Origin of the sequence: Streptomyces sp. NPDC049879 (genome assembly GCF_044461265.1) — a bacterium.
Taxonomy (GTDB): Bacteria; Actinomycetota; Actinomycetes; order Streptomycetales; family Streptomycetaceae; genus Streptomyces.
This window is the reverse complement of the sequence record NZ_JBITKT010000001.1, coordinates 188620-203790: the sequence shown is the minus strand read 5'-3', so window position 1 is coordinate 203790 and position 15171 is coordinate 188620. Positions and strand designations below refer to the sequence as shown.

The 15171-nt window shown below is 75.3% G+C and carries 16 protein-coding genes; 11 read left to right on the top strand and 5 right to left on the bottom strand.

Annotated features, from left to right (window positions below):
• Window positions 1-32 precede the first annotated feature (32 nt).
• The 8 genes from ACIBPC_RS00935 to ACIBPC_RS00900 all read left to right on the top strand — a co-directional run bounded on the left by ACIBPC_RS00935 (window position 33) and on the right by ACIBPC_RS00900 (window position 5814).
• Complete coding sequence (locus ACIBPC_RS00935; protein ID WP_362966064.1) at window positions 33-293, top strand: hypothetical protein; 261 nt, start codon at window positions 33-35, stop codon at window positions 291-293.
• A gap of 186 nt (window positions 294-479) precedes the next feature.
• Window positions 480-1121: a TetR/AcrR family transcriptional regulator gene (locus tag ACIBPC_RS00930; RefSeq protein ID WP_362966066.1), complete on the top strand. Its 642-nt coding sequence runs from the start codon at window positions 480-482 to the stop codon at window positions 1119-1121.
• Window positions 1122-1270: 149 nt separating this feature from the next.
• Window positions 1271-1498, top strand: coding sequence for a DUF3107 domain-containing protein (locus ACIBPC_RS00925; RefSeq protein ID WP_362966068.1), 228 nt, complete (start codon window positions 1271-1273; stop codon window positions 1496-1498).
• Window positions 1499-1657: 159 nt separating this feature from the next.
• On the top strand, window positions 1658-2629 hold the full coding sequence (locus tag ACIBPC_RS00920; RefSeq protein WP_398840366.1) for a DMT family transporter: 972 nt from the start codon (window positions 1658-1660) through the stop codon (window positions 2627-2629).
• A 5-nt stretch (window positions 2630-2634) separates the two neighbouring features.
• Window positions 2635-3219 (top strand): suppressor of fused domain protein, encoded by a 585-nt coding sequence (locus ACIBPC_RS00915; RefSeq protein WP_362966144.1) that lies wholly within the window; start codon window positions 2635-2637, stop codon window positions 3217-3219.
• A 69-nt stretch (window positions 3220-3288) separates the two neighbouring features.
• Window positions 3289-3936: a DUF6758 family protein gene (locus ACIBPC_RS00910; RefSeq protein WP_398840364.1), complete on the top strand. Its 648-nt coding sequence runs from the start codon at window positions 3289-3291 to the stop codon at window positions 3934-3936.
• A gap of 36 nt (window positions 3937-3972) precedes the next feature.
• Window positions 3973-4821 (top strand): PHP domain-containing protein, encoded by an 849-nt coding sequence (locus ACIBPC_RS00905; RefSeq protein ID WP_398840362.1) that lies wholly within the window; start codon window positions 3973-3975, stop codon window positions 4819-4821.
• Between the two features lie 63 nt (window positions 4822-4884).
• Window positions 4885-5814, top strand: a complete 930-nt coding sequence (locus ACIBPC_RS00900) for an alpha/beta fold hydrolase (RefSeq protein ID WP_398840360.1) — start codon at window positions 4885-4887, stop codon at window positions 5812-5814.
• Between the two features lie 18 nt (window positions 5815-5832).
• Here ACIBPC_RS00900 and ACIBPC_RS00895 read toward each other — a convergent pair whose 3' ends face one another.
• Together ACIBPC_RS00895 and ACIBPC_RS00890 are read right to left on the bottom strand one after the other, a co-directional pair.
• Window positions 5833-6699 carry an alpha/beta hydrolase gene (locus ACIBPC_RS00895; protein WP_362966076.1) on the bottom strand — a complete coding sequence of 289 codons (867 nt, stop codon included), beginning with the start codon at window positions 6697-6699 and terminating at the stop codon, window positions 5833-5835.
• 1377 nt (window positions 6700-8076) lie between these two features.
• Window positions 8077-9597, bottom strand: coding sequence for a DEAD/DEAH box helicase (locus ACIBPC_RS00890; RefSeq protein ID WP_362966146.1), 1521 nt, complete (start codon window positions 9595-9597; stop codon window positions 8077-8079).
• 524 nt (window positions 9598-10121) lie between these two features.
• Between ACIBPC_RS00890 and ACIBPC_RS00885 the strand changes: the two genes are divergently transcribed.
• The gene (locus tag ACIBPC_RS00885) at window positions 10122-10871 is read left to right on the top strand and encodes a ferritin-like fold-containing protein (protein WP_362966078.1); all 750 of its coding nucleotides are present in this window, start codon (window positions 10122-10124) and stop codon (window positions 10869-10871) included.
• A 29-nt stretch (window positions 10872-10900) separates the two neighbouring features.
• Complete coding sequence (locus ACIBPC_RS00880; protein WP_398840358.1) at window positions 10901-11431, top strand: hypothetical protein; 531 nt, start codon at window positions 10901-10903, stop codon at window positions 11429-11431.
• A gap of 11 nt (window positions 11432-11442) precedes the next feature.
• Here ACIBPC_RS00880 and ACIBPC_RS00875 read toward each other — a convergent pair whose 3' ends face one another.
• Window positions 11443-12246 (bottom strand): hypothetical protein, encoded by an 804-nt coding sequence (locus ACIBPC_RS00875; RefSeq protein WP_398840356.1) that lies wholly within the window; start codon window positions 12244-12246, stop codon window positions 11443-11445.
• A 309-nt stretch (window positions 12247-12555) separates the two neighbouring features.
• On the opposite strand from ACIBPC_RS00875, the gene ACIBPC_RS00870 reads away from it, so the two are divergent.
• The gene (locus ACIBPC_RS00870; protein WP_362966082.1) at window positions 12556-13707 is read left to right on the top strand and encodes an Mrp/NBP35 family ATP-binding protein; all 1152 of its coding nucleotides are present in this window, start codon (window positions 12556-12558) and stop codon (window positions 13705-13707) included.
• Between the two features lie 91 nt (window positions 13708-13798).
• Here ACIBPC_RS00870 and ACIBPC_RS00865 read toward each other — a convergent pair whose 3' ends face one another.
• Both ACIBPC_RS00865 and ACIBPC_RS00860 read right to left on the bottom strand, forming a co-directional pair.
• A complete protein-coding gene (locus tag ACIBPC_RS00865; RefSeq protein ID WP_398840355.1) occupies window positions 13799-14512 on the bottom strand; it encodes a hypothetical protein in 714 nt (237 codons plus the stop codon).
• A 172-nt stretch (window positions 14513-14684) separates the two neighbouring features.
• Entirely contained in the window at window positions 14685-15164 is a 480-nt protein-coding gene (locus ACIBPC_RS00860) for a sec-independent translocase (RefSeq protein ID WP_398840354.1), read from the bottom strand.
• Between the last annotated feature and the right edge of the window lie 7 nt (window positions 15165-15171).

The following is a 15171-nucleotide window of genomic DNA, read 5'->3' as shown; positions in this document are numbered from 1 at the left end:
AGTTACCCGCCGGTCGTCCGGAGGTGACTGTGATGGCGAGGGAACAGACGGAGGACGGCTTCGCCGAGGAGGCGGAGGCGTACGAGACGCTCGGTGAGCGGCGCGCGGACGCGCCGGACGCCGGGGAGGGCCTGGCCGACGGCACGCCGGAGGCCGACGCCGCCGAGCAGCGGCGCGAGCTGCTGGACCCGGTCGACCCCGGGCCCGGCGTGCGGCTGCCCGACGAGGCCGACCCGGCCGACGCGGCGGAGCAGGACCGCGAGGTCGGGCCGGGTGACGACGACTACCGCTGAGCGGCGGCCGGTGCGCGCCGTGACGCCCCGCCGCCGGGGGCGGTCACCCCGGGCAACGGGGTGTCCGCAGCGTGAGATCGTCCCGCGACAGATGCACGCTGCGCGACGGCACGAACGTACGATGACCGCACGGCGCACGGCGCGAGCCGCGCGGCGCACCGAACCAGACACCCATGGGAGGCCGGCGTGAGCGCCACCGAGCAGACCGAGGCTCGCCCCCGCGGCACCCGCCTGCCGCGCCGGGCCCGACGCAACCAGCTGCTGGGCGCGGCGCAGGAGGTGTTCGTCGCCCAGGGCTACCACGCGGCGGCCATGGACGACATCGCGGACCGCGCCGGGGTGAGCAAGCCGGTGCTCTACCAGCACTTCCCCGGGAAGCTGGAGCTGTACCTCGCCCTGCTCGACCAGCACTGCGAGGCGCTGGTGGTCGCGGTGCGCGAGGCGCTGGACTCGACGAACGACAACAAGCAGCGCATCGCGGCGACGATGGACGCGTACTTCAGCTACGTGCAGCACGAGGGCGGCGCGTTCCGGCTGGTCTTCGAGTCGGACCTGACGAACGAGCCCGCCGTGCGCGAGCGCGTGGACCAGGTCTCGGAGGACTGCGCGAAGCTCGTCAGCCCGCTGATCTCGGAGGACGCCGACCTGCCTGAGGAGCAGGCGATGCTGCTCGCGGTCAGCCTGTGCGGCATGGCGCAGGTGACGGCGCGGCACTGGCTCAGCTCCGACCGGAGGATCCCGCGCGACGTCGCGAAGAACCTGACGGCCTCGCTGGCGTGGCGCGGCATCGCGGGCTTCCCGATGCACAGCGGCGCCGAGCAGCACTGACACGCGCGCCCGCCTGCCCGTACGGACGGCCGCCGTCCCCGCCGACCGGGGGCGGCGGCTGTTCGCTCTCGGCGTGGCAGGGCGGCGGCGGGCGCGGCGCGGGCGCGGCTAACCTGAGATCCAGCAACGGACCAGTGGAGGGACAAGCCGTGGAGATCAAGATCGGCGTTCAGCACACGCCGCGCGAGATCGCTCTCGAAAGCGGGCAGTCTGTCGAGGACGTGGAGAGCGCTGTCGCCGACGTGTTCTCCGGCAGTGCCAAGCTGCTCAGCCTGGTCGATGTGAACGGCCGCAAGATCCTCGTCCCCGCCGACCGGATCGCGTACATCGAGATCGGCAGGCCGGCCGCGCGCCGGGTGGGCTTCGGGGCGGTCTGACGCCACCGGGCGCTCGAACGGTACGGCGCGCCCCGGGGCGTGCGCGGGCGGTCCGCCGTGGCGGGCCGCCCTCCGGCTGTCCTGGGGGCTTGTGCCGCCGGGGGCGCGCCCCCATGCTCGACACGCGCTGTGCGACCGCCGGAAAGGGAGGGAGGAACCGTGGCCGTTCCTGACACGACGAGCCGCACCGCCGCCGTCGCCGCCACCGCCACCGCCACCGCCACCACGCCGCCGGTCCCCCTCTCCCCCTTCGGCCCGGCGCAGCGGCTCGACTTCGCGCTGCTGGCCGTCGCCGTCGTCGGCATCTCCCTGTCGGGCCCCCTGATCGCGGCGACCGCCGCGCCCGCCCTGGCCATCGCGTTCTGGCGCAACGGGCTCGCCGCCGCGGGCCTTGCGCCCGTCGTCCTGCTGCGGGCCGGGCTGCGCAGGGAGCTGGCGCGGGTGGGCCGCAGGACGCTGCTGCTGTCGCTGGCCGCCGGGGTCGCCCTGGCGGCGCACTTCGCCCTGTGGCTGCCCAGTCTGCGGCTGACGTCGGTCGCCTCGTCCGTCGCGCTGGTGACGACGACCCCGCTGTGGACGACGCTGCTGCTGCGTCTCACGGGCCGCAGGCCGCCCGCCGCCGTATGGCTGGGGACGTCCGTCGCGTTCGCCGGTGTGCTGCTGCTGACCGGCGTGGACCTGAGCGTGTCGGCGCGGGCCCTCGCGGGTGACGCGCTGGCGCTCGCCGGGGGCATGGCGGCCGCGGTGTACGTCCTGATCGGCGCGGAGGTGCGGCGCACCACCAGCACGACGGTCTACACGTTCCTCTGCTACGGCTGCACCGCCGTGCTGACGCTGGTCCTCTGCCTCGCCACCGGCGCCTCCCTGGGCGGCGGCTACAGCGCCGACACGTGGGGGAAGCTGCTGGTGCTGACGGTCGTCTCGCAGCTGCTCGGGCACTCGCTGATCAACCGCGTCGTCGCCGGGCTCGGCCCGTCCGTGACGTCCACGGCGATCCTGCTGGAGACGCCGGGCGCGGCGCTGGTGGCGGCCGTGTGGCTCGGGCAGTTCCCGCCCGCCGCCGCGTACCCGGCGATGGCCGCCGTCCTGGTGGGCCTCGCCCTGGTGATCCGGGGGGAACGCGTCCCGTGAGGCCCGTGTCCGTGCTGCCGCTGGTCGAGGAGCGCCTGCGGGCCGCGCTCGGCGAGCCCGACGCCCGCGCGTCCGTCACGTTCCTGGGGACCGAGCGCGTCGAGGTGCTGCGCTTCACCGGCGGCGGGACGGTGCGGTACGCGACGCTCGGCATGGCGGCGGCGCCGATGGCGGACCCGGCGGCGGTGGTCGCCGACCCGGAGCGGGGGCCGCGTGCCGAGCTGCTGCTGACGTTCCGCGCGGGCGCGGCCGACACCGACCGCGTGCTGCGTCCGCTGGCCGTGCTGGCGGCGTCGCCGGTGGTGGAGGGCGTCGTGGTGGCGCCCGGCGCGTCCCTCGACCTGGGTGAACCGTTGTGGCCCGGCGCGCCGTTCACTTCCGTGCTGGTCGGCGACCCGGGGGACCCGGTGCCCGACCTCGCGCTGCCCGCGCCGCTCGACCCGGTGCGTTTCCTGCCCCTGCTGCCGATGACGCCGCACGAGACGGCCTGGAAACGCGCGCGTGGCGCGGAGGCCCTGCGCGAACGGTGGCGGGAGCACGGCGTCGATCCGCGTGATCCGGGCCGGGCCGGGGTACCCCTCAGCGGATGAGTGCCGCTCGGCGGACGTCTCATCGCGACGGCTTGACGGACCGACAGGTGGAAGGGACTGTTGTTCCCCATGAGGGGCGAACCCAGTTGCCCGAAGTGCGGTGGCCGGGTGCGGGCGCCCGGTCTGTTCGCCGACACGTGGCAGTGTGCCGCGCACGGCGCCGTGCATCCCGTGCAGCCCGTGGTCCCGCCGAGCGTCGGCGCCCTGGCGGTGGTCGTGGAGCGGACGCGCGTACCGGTGTGGATGCCGTGGCCCCTCCCGGTCGGCTGGCTGTTCAGCGGTGTCGCCTGCGCGGGTGACGACCGCGGCGGGGGGCGCGCCACCGCCGTCGCCTGCACGGGCCCCGGGCCGCTGGGCGGGCCGGGCGAACTGGTGCTGGTCGCCGAGGAGCCGGGCGTCGGGCTCGGCGCGCACTACGCGGGCATACCCGGGCCCGACCCGGGCCCCCGTCTGCGCACCGGCCGCCCGCCCGAGGCGAAGGTCCTCGCGGCCGGGCGCCCCACGCCGCTGTGGCACGTGGCGGATGCCCCCGCCGACCGCGCCGTCTTCGCGGGCGAGGCGAGGGGCCTGTGGCTGTGGGCCGTCGTGTGGCCCGAACTGTGCGGCCCGCTGCTGTACGAGGACATGGTGCTCACCGACCTGCGCGACGCGGGCTCCGAGATCGAGCTGGTCCCCTGCGGCGCCCTGTCGCCCCGGCTGATGGCGCCGGACGGCTGACGGGCCCCCGCGCCCCCTGCCGTAGCCTTGCGCACCATGCGGATCGACCTGCACGCGCACTCCACCGCCTCGGACGGCACCGACTCGCCCGCCGGGCTGGTCCGCGCCGCCGCCGACGCGGGCCTCGACGTCGTCGCGCTCACCGACCACGACACGGTGGCGGGCCTCGCCGAGGCGGCCGCAGCATTGCCGCCGGGGCTGACCCTGGTGCCAGGCGCGGAGATCTCCTGCGTGCTGGACGGCGTGAGCCTCCACATGCTGGCGTACCTCTTCGACCCGGAGGAGCCCGCGTTCGCCCACGAGCGCGACCTGCTGCGCGACGACCGCGTGCCGCGCGCGCAGGCCATGGTGGAACGGCTGCGGGGGCTCGGCGTGCCGATCACGTGGGAGCGCGTCAGGGAGCTGGCCCAGGGGTCCGTGGGCCGCCCGCACATCGCGCAGGCGCTGGTGGAGGCGGGGGTCGTCGCGACGGTCTCGGACGCGTTCACGCCCGAGTGGATCGGGGACAGCGGGCGGGCGCACGTGGGCAAGCACGAGCTGGACGCGTTCGAGGCGGTCCGGCTGGTCCACGGCGCGGGCGGGGTGGCGGTCTTCGCGCACCCGATGGCCGTCTCGCGCGGCCGTGTCGTGCCGGACGACGCGATCGCCCGCCTCGCGGCGGCGGGGCTGGACGGCATCGAGGTGGACCACATGGACCACGACATCGACACGCGGCTGCGGCTCGACGCGATGGCGGCGGACCTCGGGCTGCTCGCCACCGGGTCGAGCGACTACCACGGCAGCCGCAAGACGTGCCGCCTGGGCGAGCACACGACGGCGCCCGCGGCGTACGAGGCGATCGTCGCGCGGGCGACGGGCGCCGGGCCGGTCACCGCCGCCCGCTGAGGGGCGCGCTGCCCTCCCCGGCGGTCACGGTCCGTTGTCAGACCCCCGTGCCAGTATGGCCGCATGCACCAGACCGCACGCTCCGTCACCGTCCGGCCCCCCTCGTTCGTCACCGTCCGCGACGGTCACCGGCTGGCGGTCCGCCGCGCCGGGGAGGGCGGCGTGCCGCTGCTGCTCGTGCACGGCTTCCCCTGCACGGGTCTCATCTGGTCGCACGTCATGGGCCCGCTGGCCGAAGCCGGGTTCGACGTGGTCGCGCCTGACCTGCGCGGCTACGGCGACTCCGACTTCGCCCCGGACGGCTTCTACGACTTCAAGGCGTTCAACGCCGACCTGACCGGCCTGTTCGACGCGCTCGGCTGGGAGCGGGCGGTGGTCGCGGGCCACGACCTGGGCGCCATGATCACCATCGACATGGCGACACGGCACCCGGAGCGGGTGGACCGCGTGGTGATACTCGACGACTCGATGCCCGACCTGCCCGAGCGGTTCGCCGCCGCAGGACTGCCGCCGGGCCGCCCGAAGCCCGCCGTCTACGACTACCAGGAGCGCCAGGGGCGGCACGCCGACGAGCTGGTCGCCGAACTGGACACCCCCGAGCGGCGGCGGCGCTACATCGCCGAGTTCTTCGGCCACCGGATGTGGTGCCCGCCCGACGCGTTCGGCGCGGACGACCTGGCCGTCCTCACCGAGCCGTACGCGGACGCCGACCGGCTGCGCGCCTCGTTCGCCGACTACGAGGTGGTGATGGGCACGCGGCCCGTGTCCGGGCCGGAGCTGACCGACCGGCCGGTGGAGCAGCCCGCGCTGATCCTCATAGGCACGGACCAGGTCACCCTGGGCGAGCACGTGGACGAGCGGTGCGCCCTCGCGTTCCCGCGGGCCGTCGGCCCGTTCTGGATACGCGGGGCCGGGCACTTCCTGCCGTGGGAGAAGCCGGTGGTGGTGGAGCGTGCGATCCGCGCGTTCTGCGGGGACCTGCTGGCGCGCTGAGGCGGGCGGGCCCCGGGATCAGCCGTCCGCGCCTGGCAGGCCGGTCCAGAATCCGGCGAGCGCCGCCGCCGTGGCGCCCGGCTGCTCGGCGTTCGGCGAGTGCTCCGCGCCGGGGATCACCGAGCGGTGGGCGCCGAGTTCCTCCGCCATGCGGTCGAGCGTCGGCACCGGCCAGGCGCCGTCCCGCTCCCCCGACACGACATGGACCGGCAGCCCGGCGGCGGCGAGCCTGGCCACCCGGTCGGGCTCGCGCAGCAGCAGCCTGCCGGTGCCGAGCAGCTGCGTCGGCGCGTTCGCCAGCCAGCGGCGGCGCAGGAAGTCCGCGATCTCGCCCGGCTCCGCCCGGGGGTTCAGCAGCCGCCAGAGCAGGTCGGCGCCGAGCACCGGGAGGCTCACCGCGAGCATGCGGACCTTCCAGCGCTGGAGGGGTGCCACCCGCCCGCGCCCCGAGGCGATCAGAGTGAGGGAGGCGAACGGCAGCGGGTCGCGCCGCGCGGCGACGGCCCGCAGCACCGCGCCGCGCGCGATCAGCCCGCCCAGCGAGTGCCCGACCAGGTGCACGGGCCCGGCGCCGCCGAGCGCGTCGGCCTGCGCGAGGACGTCCTCCGCGAGCGCGCCGATGCCGTACGAGGCGCGCGCCCGCGTCCCGACCGTCTCGTACTGCCCGCGCCCGTCCACCGCGATCGCGCGGAACCCGGCCGCCGACAGCGGCACGAGCAGCGCGATGAAGTCCTCCTTGCTGCCCGTGTAGCCCGGCACGAGCAGCACGGTGCCGATCGGCTCACCGGCGGGCTCGACGTCCAGCACCGCGAAGTCGCCCCGCCGCGTCACGAGCCGGTACGCCCGCACCCCGACCGGCGGCACACAGAACGGCGGCCTGCTCACGCTGTCCTCCCGAACACACCCCGGACATCCCCGGAACCGACCTTAACCGCGCACGGCGGACGACGCCGCACGGGCGGTCCCACCGCCCGGCACGACTCCCCGCATACTCCGCGTCTCCACCCCCGCACGGCCGGGACGTCAACACGACCGTCCTCGGACTCACCGTTCCGGACACCACCTTCCGGTCACGCCTCCCGGCCCCTCTCCCCCGGCCCGGACGCGCCACCGGACATTCCGCGAGGCCGGAGCGCCCAACGGTCCCGCCGCACGCCGCAGAGCGGCGCAGGCCGCCGGGAGGCTGCTCCGGCCGGAACGATCCAGGAGGGGCGGGGCGCGGCCACAGTGCCCCGCGGAACACCCTGAAGCCCCGCACCGGTGGCCTTCGCTCCTCTGCGCAGCGTGACGTGCTGCTCCGGTTCCGGGTGTGAGGGCCGGTGAAACGGTGGGCCGGGGTGCCGCATCCGCGCGCCACGGGCACGGGCACCGTTCTCGTCCCCGCCCACCGAGGCCACGGCCACGTCGAGCCGCCGGTGTGGGGGGGCGGGAGGGACTGGGTGACGGGCCGCGACATCATCCCGTCCGGGTCCCAGGGGCCTTCGGCCGGTTCCCGGAACGCGGAGACCGGTGCCTCATCCCCGTCTCCCGGCGCCGGAACCGGTCGGCCGTGTCAGCCCCGGATGGGCACCGTGCTCGCGGATCCGGCACACCGCCGGGAGCCACGAGGCCGTTGAGCCGACGCGTACGCCGAACAGCCCGCACGGCATGCGCGGCACGCTGTCGTCAGTGGCCGGGAGGCGTGGCACGCGCTGAGGGAGTCGGTCAGCCGAATCAGGTGGACACGCGACCCGTTCGCGGGCGGGGAGAGACGGCTCTCCGGGCCACGCCGGGGATGGGACGGATCCCGGACGCCGCCGGAGCCCGGATGTACGCCCAACAGCTCATACGGCCCGCACAGCATCGGCGCCAGCAGCGGCCGGGGCGGGACCGGATGCGTACCGCGTTCGCGGGCGGCGGGTGAGCCGGCCTACCGGGCCACGCCGGGGATGCGACGCATCCCGGACGCCGCCGGGGGTATCGCGCCGGTGTGGGCGGCCGGGAGGTATGGCACGCGCTCACGGGATCAAGCGGCCGCGTGCGACGGACGCCGGTCCTGCGGGGGCCGCGCCGGGAACGGTGACAGTCCTGGACGGGCGCGCGCCCGGTGCCTCATAGGGCTGGGGTCGGTCCCGGGGAGATCCGCGACGGGCCGATCTCCCGGGTCCTGGCGCATGGACGGATCACCCGTCCGTGCCCCGAGCGGGCCCGCGACCACCGCGCAGGCCCCTCGTGCGCGAGGCGGACAGGTGCGGGTCCGCCTCGCCCGTGCGTTCACTCCGGTCAGTCGCCCGCGGCCGCCTGGCCCGCCGCGCCCGCTCCGGCGCCGTCGGTGCCACCGCCGCCGCTGCCGCCGCGCCTGCGCCGCCTGCGGCGGGGCGTACGCGGCGTCGCGGGCGCGTCGCCCGGCTCACCGGCCGCCTCGGGCCCGGCCGCCGGTGCCGCGGCCTCCGCCGCGCCCTCGGCACCGCCCGCCACGGCCTGCCCGCCCCGCGTACGGCGGCGCTGGCGCGGCGTACGGGGCGCCCGCTCCTTCTCCTTGTCCTTCTGGTCCCGCTGGTCCTTCTGCTGCGCCTCCTGGCGCCCGCCACCGCCGCGCCTGCGGCGCGCGTCGGGACCGCCGAGGTCCTCGACCTCCTCGGCGTCGAGCCCCGCCCTGGTCCGCTCGGCACGCGGCAGGGTGCCCTTCGTGCCCTCCGGGATGCGGAGCAGCTCGAAGAGGTGCGGCGAGGTGGAGTAGGTCTCCGGCGGGTCCTGGAAGTCCAGGACGAGCGCCTTGTTGATCAGCTGCCAGCGCGGGATGTCGTCCCAGTCCACGAGGGTGACGGCCGTACCGGTGGCGCCCGCGCGGCCCGTACGGCCGATGCGGTGCAGGTACGTCTTCTCGTCCTCGGGCGTCTGGTAGTTGATCACGTGCGTGACGCCGTCCACGTCGATGCCGCGGGCCGCGACGTCGGTGCAGACGAGGACGTCCACCTTGCCGTTGCGGAACGCGCGCAGCGCCTGCTCGCGGGCGCCCTGCCCCAGGTCGCCGTGGACGGAACCGGCGGCGAAACCGCGCCGCGTCAGCTGGTCGGCGACATCGGCCGCCGTCCGCTTGGTGCGGCAGAAGACCATCGCCAGGCCGCGGCCCTCCGCCTGGAGGATGCGGGCGACCATCTCGGCCTTGTCCATCGAGTGGGCGCGGAAGACGTGCTGTGTGATGTTGGCCACGGTCGTGCCGTGGTCGTCCGGCGCGGCGGCGCGGATGTGGGTGGGCTGGCGCATGTAGCGGCGGGCGAGCCCGATGACCTGCCCCGGCATGGTCGCCGAGAACAGCATCGTCTGCCGCTTGGCGGGCAGCAGGTCCATGATCTTCTCGACGTCGGGCAGGAAGCCGAGGTCGAGCATCTCGTCCGCCTCGTCCAGGACGAGGCAGCGGACCACCGACAGGTTCAGCTTGCGCTGCCCGGCGAGGTCGAGCAGCCGCCCGGGGGTGCCGACGACGACGTCGACGCCGCGCGCGAGCGCCTCGACCTGCGGCTCGTACGCGCGGCCGCCGTAGATGGGGAGGACGCGGACGTTCCGCGCCTTGCCGGCGGTCAGCAGGTCGTTGGTGACCTGCTGGCACAGCTCGCGCGTCGGCACGACCACGAGGGCCTGCGGCGCGTCGGTGAGCTGCTCCGGCGTGGCGCGGCCCGCCTCGACGTCGGCGGGGACGGTGACGGACTCCAGCAGGGGCAGACCGAAGCCCAGCGTCTTGCCGGTGCCGGTCTTGGCCTGGCCGATGACGTCGGTGCCCGCGAGGGCGACCGGCAGCGTCATCTCCTGGATGGGGAAGGGGGTGATGATTCCGACGGCCTCGAGGGCCTCGGCGGTCTCGGGCAGGATGCCGAGATCGCGGAAGGTGAGGGAGCTGGTAGCGGACAGGGTCGTTGCCTCTTCTTGTGTGACGCGGCACACGGTGGCGAGGCGGGTCTTGTCCACCGCGCCGTGGTCCGGCGGCCACCAGGGCCGGCCGGCCGGCGCGGGACCCGGTCGTCTCGCTCAAGCGCACGCACCGCGCGAGCGGGTCCCTCGTGATGCGGCCCGTGCGAGGGTGCACGGACCGCGCGGAGGGCTGGTCAGTCGGAGCCGATCGGGCCACCGACCGGGCATCCGCGGGGGGTCCCCGGGCTCCGTGACTTCCGGGCCGCCGGGACTCCAGCAGGGGGATTGGCGATCCGCCGCGTACGGGCGGGTCTCTTTAGCACTGTACCCCGGAACCACGCACATGTGTCAGGTCGTGGCGTCCGGGGCTCGGCCGCGGGCGGGTGCGGGACCGCCGGTGACGGCTATTGTGCACTGCCATGGAGACGCCGCAGACTTCCGCAGACCAGCCCCCGTCCGAGGCGCCCGCGCCGACGGGCATCGCCGCCCAGGACTGGCCGTCGGCGTCGGGGGACCCGCGCTACCGCGCCGCGGTCGTCGATCTGCTGGGCGCGCTGGCGTACGGCGAGCTGGCGGCCTTCGAGCGGCTCGCCGAGGACGCGAAGCTGGCGCCCTCGCTGGGCGACAAGGCGGCGCTCGCCAGGATGGCGGCGGCCGAGCTGAACCACTTCGAGCAGCTGACGGAGCGGCTGCGGGGGATCGACGAGGACCCGACGGCCGCCATGGAGCCGTTCGCGTCGGCGCTGGACGGCTTCCACCGGATGACCGCCCCGTCCGACTGGCTGGAGGGCCTGGTCAAGGCGTACGTGGGCGACGCGATCGCCGCGGACTTCTACCGCGAGGTCGCCTCCCGGCTGGACGCGGACACCCGCGCCCTGGTGCTGCGGGTGCTGGACGACACGGGGCACGCGTCGTTCGCCGTCGAGAAGGTGCGCTCGGCGATCGAGGCGGAGCCGCGCGTCGGCGGGCGGCTGGCGCTGTGGGCGCGGCGCCTGATGGGCGAGGCGCTGTCGCAGGCGCAGCGGGTGGTCGCGGACCGTGACGCCCTCTCGACGATGCTGGTGGGCGGGGTCGCGGACGGCTTCGACCTCGCGGAGATCGGCCGGATGTTCTCGCGGATCACCGAGGCGCACACCAAGCGGATGAGCGCGCTCGGTTTGTCCGCCTAGCGGTGACGGGGCTGACAGGGGTGACGGGCATGGACGCGTCCGGGGCGGCGTTCGACGCGGCGCTGGTCGAGGAGGCGGCGCGCAAGTCGGCGCTGGTGTGGGTGCGCGGCCCCGAGGGGCCCGCGCGGGCGCTGTGGCACGTCTGGCACGACGGCGCGGTCTGGCTCGTCGGCGGCCCCGGCGAGCAGCCGCTGGACGGCCTCGGGCTGGCGGACGGCGTCCGGGCCGAGGTCACCTGCCGCAGCAAGGACAAGGGCGGGCGGCTCGTCGCGTGGCCCGCGGCCGTGGCGGAACCGGCGCCGGGCGGCCGCGAGTGGACCGCCGCGGTGGCGGAGCTGGCGGCGAAGCGGCTGAACGGGCGGGACACCGCCGCGCAGACGGCGGCCCGCTGGCGCGCGGACTGCCGGGTGCTGCGGCTCGCGCCGGACGGCGGGCCCGTCGTGCGCCCTGCCCACATGCCGACGGCCTCCCCCGCCGCGCCGCCGCTGCCGTCCCCGGCGACCACCCGCTCGGGCACCCCCAGCGGCCTCCCGGCCAGGCGGCGCCGCCGCGCCCGCTGAGACGGGCCGCGTCAGCCGTCCCCGCCGTCCTCGCCGTCTCCCTCGTCGAGGATCGCCTCGCCGTAGTCCACCACCTGCTCCTCGTCCGGGAGCACCGGCTCGAACGGCTCGTCCCAGTCCCGCAGCGTCAGCTCGCCCGCCCCGCCGCCCCGTTCGAGGCGCAGCGGGTACGGCTCGCCGATCAGCGCCACGTCGAGCGCGCCGCCCGCCCCGCCGTCCGCCGTCACCCGGATCGTCTCGACGCCGTCCACCTCGGCGCGGTCGTCCTTCTCCCGCTCCCCCTCCAGGACGAGCAGCCCGTCGAGCAGGACATCCATCTCGGTGAAGCCGACCAGCTGCTCGTACGCCGGGTCCTCGGGCGCCACGAGCACGTACTTGCCGTCCAGCGTCTGCGCCGGGTCGGATTCGAGCCCCTCGGGGACGGCGTCGCTCTGCCAGAACGCCGCGTCGGCCGAGATGTACAGCTCCTCGCCGGCCCGCAGCAGCTGGAAGTGGCCGCCCTCGGACGCCACCTCGCCCGCCGCCCCGTCCCGCGCGAGCTGGACGTCCAGCTCGTACTCGTGCCCGCCGCTGATGACGGTCCCCGCGAGCCGTACGGACGCGGCGCCGGCCGCCGCCGCCCTGGCACGCTCCTCGATCTCGGGCGCGTCCAGCTTCCCGAGCCCGTTCGTCCCCGCGTCGGGGTCCTCGCCGCCGCACGCCGCCAGCGCGGCGCCGAGCGCGAGGGCGCACAGGAGCGTCCGCGCCCCCTCCCGTCTGGAGCGCCGCGGGACAGCGCGCCGTGCCGTGCGGGACAGGGGGGAACGAGGGGTCACGACGGGCTGCCTCTCGCTGGGGTCGCTGACAGGTGAGCCGCAGCGTACCGGCAAGGGCGCGCGGCCCGGAAAGGGCCATGACCGCTAGGGTCTGTCCGGCGGATCTTGCCTGTCTCACGACGCCCGGCATGGGGGTACCTCCCAGGCCCCTTGGGCCTGGGGGAACCTCGCTGCGTTGCCGAATCGCGCGAATACGGCCGGGTATGAGCTGCGATCCGGCGCCTTGCGATGCACCGCATCCGACGCCGTGAGCCGCGACAAGATCCGCCGGACGGACCCCAGCCCTTCAGGTCGCCGTACCATCGGGGCATGGCTACCGATACCTCCCTCGTCGGCGAGGACGCCGTACGGGCGGCGCTACAGCGGGTGAACGATCCGGAGATCCACCGGCCCATCACCGATCTCGGCATGGTCAAGTCGGTGGAGATCGCCCCGGACGGCACCGTCACCGTGGGCGTGTATCTGACCATCCAGGGCTGTCCGATGCGCGACTCGATCACCTCGGAGGTCACGGCGGCGGTCCGCGCGGTGCCCGGGGTGACCGGCGTGCGGGTGGATCTCGACGTCATGAGCGACGAGCAGCGCAAGGAGCTGGCGACGACGCTGCGCGGCGGGCAGGCCGAGCGGGAGATCCCGTTCGCCCAGCCGGGGTCGCTGACGCGCGTGTACGCGGTGGCGTCGGGCAAGGGCGGTGTCGGCAAGAGCTCCGTGACGGTGAACCTGGCGGCGGCCCTGGCCGCGCAGGGGCTGAAGGTCGGCGTCGTGGACGCGGACATCTACGGCCACTCGGTGCCCCGCATGCTCGGCACGGACGCGCGGCCCACGCAGGTCGAGAACATGATCATGCCGCCGTCCGCGCACGGCGTGAAGGTCATCTCCATCGGGATGTTCACGCCGGGCAACGCGCCGGTGGTGTGGCGCGGCCCGATGCTGCACCGCGCGCTCCAGCAGTTCCTCGCGGACGTGTACTGGGGCGACCTGGACGTGCTGCTGCTCGACCTGCCGCCGGGGACGGGCGACATCGCCATCTCCGTCGCCCAGCTCGTGCCGGGCGCCGAGATCCTCGTCGTGACGACGCCGCAGCAGGCGGCGGCCGAGGTCGCCGAGCGCGCCGGGTCGATCGCGGTGCAGACGCACCAGAAGATCGTCGGCGTCGTGGAGAACATGGCGGGGCTCCCCTGCCCGCACTGCGGCGAGATGGTGGACGTCTTCGGCACGGGCGGCGGGCAGCGCGTCGCGGAGGGGCTGACGCGCGCGACGGGCGCGGAGGTGCCGGTCCTCGGCTCGATCCCGATCGACGTGCGGCTGCGCGAGGGCGGCGACGACGGGACGCCCGTCGTGCTGGCCGATCCCACCTCCCCGGCCGCCGAGGCGCTGCGCCGGGTGGCGTCCACGCTGAGCGGGCGGCAGCGCGGCCTGGCGGGCATGTCGCTGGGGCTGACCCCGCGCGGCAGGCTCTGACGCCCGCCGCCCCGCGCTGACGGGATGACGTGCGCGGGCCGGGCCCGGCGGGTCCGGCCCGGCGGTCGTCGGGCCGCGCGGGGGCGCGGGGTCAGGTCGCCGGTGTGGTCCGCTCGGCGTAGCCCTCGATGTCCTTGACGACCGCGAACCCGAGGCCGTACGCGCTCATCCCGCGCCCGTACGCGCCGATGTGGACGCCGTGCGGGGCGGCGCCCGCGAGGACCCAGCCGTACTCGGACTCGCGGTAGAGGAAGTCGGTGGGGACGCCGTCCACGGGCAGGGACAGCGTGGACCAGCCGCCGCCGTCGAGGTCGTCGGCCAGCTCCCAGGCGATGGCCGTCTGCTGTTCGAGCCAGTCCTGGCGCAGCGCGCGTTCCATCTGGGCGGGCCAGGTGCACGAGAGCAGTCCCGAGCCGGCGAGCCAGGCGGCGGAGGACACGGACGTCGCCTCCAGCATGCCGTTGCCGTCGGGGCTGCGGCGCCCCGGGCGGCTCGCGACCGTCACGACGACGGTGAAGCGCTGGTCGGCCTCGCCGCCGAGTTCGCCCCGGAGCGACGGCTCGTCGCCGTGGCCGGTGGAGCCGTGCTCGACGGCGCCGTCCGCCGCCATGCCGACCTGCATCAGCCAGCGCGGCCCGGTGAACGCCTCGTCCAGCCCGTACCAGGGGAACTGGGCCATCAGGTAGCCCTCCACCGCGCGCCGCGCCCCGGGCACCCCCTGCGCCGCACCGTGTCCCCCGGGTCCCCCGGTCTCGTCGCCACCACCCATGGCGTCCTGCGGTTCGGCTCGACTGGTCGTCTCCATGTAACGCGACGCCTCCTCATTGCCCTCGTCCTGGGCACACCCCGGACATAGGGAGGATAGCCATCCGCATCGGAGCAGGCGGGCATGCCGGAGGACGGGTGGCGTCATGCGCCCCCGTGCGCCGGGGATTCCACTCTGCTGGCGTCGGAACGGCCGCGGGCCGCCGGGCGGCTCAGGTCGCGTCGGCGTCGAACGGGGCGTGCTCCCCGGCCGCCGCGGCGGGCGGCGGGACGACCGGCTTGGGGTCGGAGTCCTTCGCCAGGCTGACCGGTCCTGCGGCCGGGCGGGCGGTGCTGCCCGGCTGCTTGGCGAGCCCGGGGGTGGCCGGGCGGCTGTTCACGGCGTCGGCGACGTCGGACAGCTCCTTGCGCATGTCCAGGCTGCTGCCCAGCTCGCGCAGGCCGAGGTCGTCGTTGTCGAGGAGGTGCTTCTTGGCGAAGGTCCGCGGGTTGAGGTCCTCGAAGTCGAAGTCCTTGAACTCGGGACCCAGCTCGGAGCGGATGTCGCGCTTCGCGCTGTCCGAGAACTCGCGGATCTTGCGCAGGAAGGCGGCGGCCTCCTGGATCATCTTCGGCAGCTTCTCGGGGCCGAAGACCAGAATCGCCAGGACCAGGAGCACGATGAACTCCAGGGACCCTATATCGAAGAACACCTGTCAG

Bases quoted from the DNA above. Each gene is read 5' to 3' on its own strand.
- ACIBPC_RS00880 (WP_398840358.1), top strand. From the start codon at position 10,901: ATGGACGCGTCCGGGGCGGCGTTCGACGCGGCGCTGGTCGAGGAGGCG.
- ACIBPC_RS00870 (WP_362966082.1), top strand. From the start codon at position 12,556: ATGGCTACCGATACCTCCCTCGTCGGCGAGGACGCCGTACGGGCGGCG.
- ACIBPC_RS00905 (WP_398840362.1), top strand. From the start codon at position 3,973: ATGCGGATCGACCTGCACGCGCACTCCACCGCCTCGGACGGCACCGAC.
- ACIBPC_RS00865 (WP_398840355.1), bottom strand. From the start codon at position 14,512: ATGGAGACGACCAGTCGAGCCGAACCGCAGGACGCCATGGGTGGTGGC.
- ACIBPC_RS00900 (WP_398840360.1), top strand. From the start codon at position 4,885: ATGCACCAGACCGCACGCTCCGTCACCGTCCGGCCCCCCTCGTTCGTC.
- ACIBPC_RS00885 (WP_362966078.1), top strand. From the start codon at position 10,122: ATGGAGACGCCGCAGACTTCCGCAGACCAGCCCCCGTCCGAGGCGCCC.
- ACIBPC_RS00935 (WP_362966064.1), top strand. From the start codon at position 33: ATGGCGAGGGAACAGACGGAGGACGGCTTCGCCGAGGAGGCGGAGGCG.
- ACIBPC_RS00910 (WP_398840364.1), top strand. From the start codon at position 3,289: ATGAGGGGCGAACCCAGTTGCCCGAAGTGCGGTGGCCGGGTGCGGGCG.
- ACIBPC_RS00890 (WP_362966146.1), bottom strand. From the start codon at position 9,597: ATGACGCTGCCGGTCGCCCTCGCGGGCACCGACGTCATCGGCCAGGCC.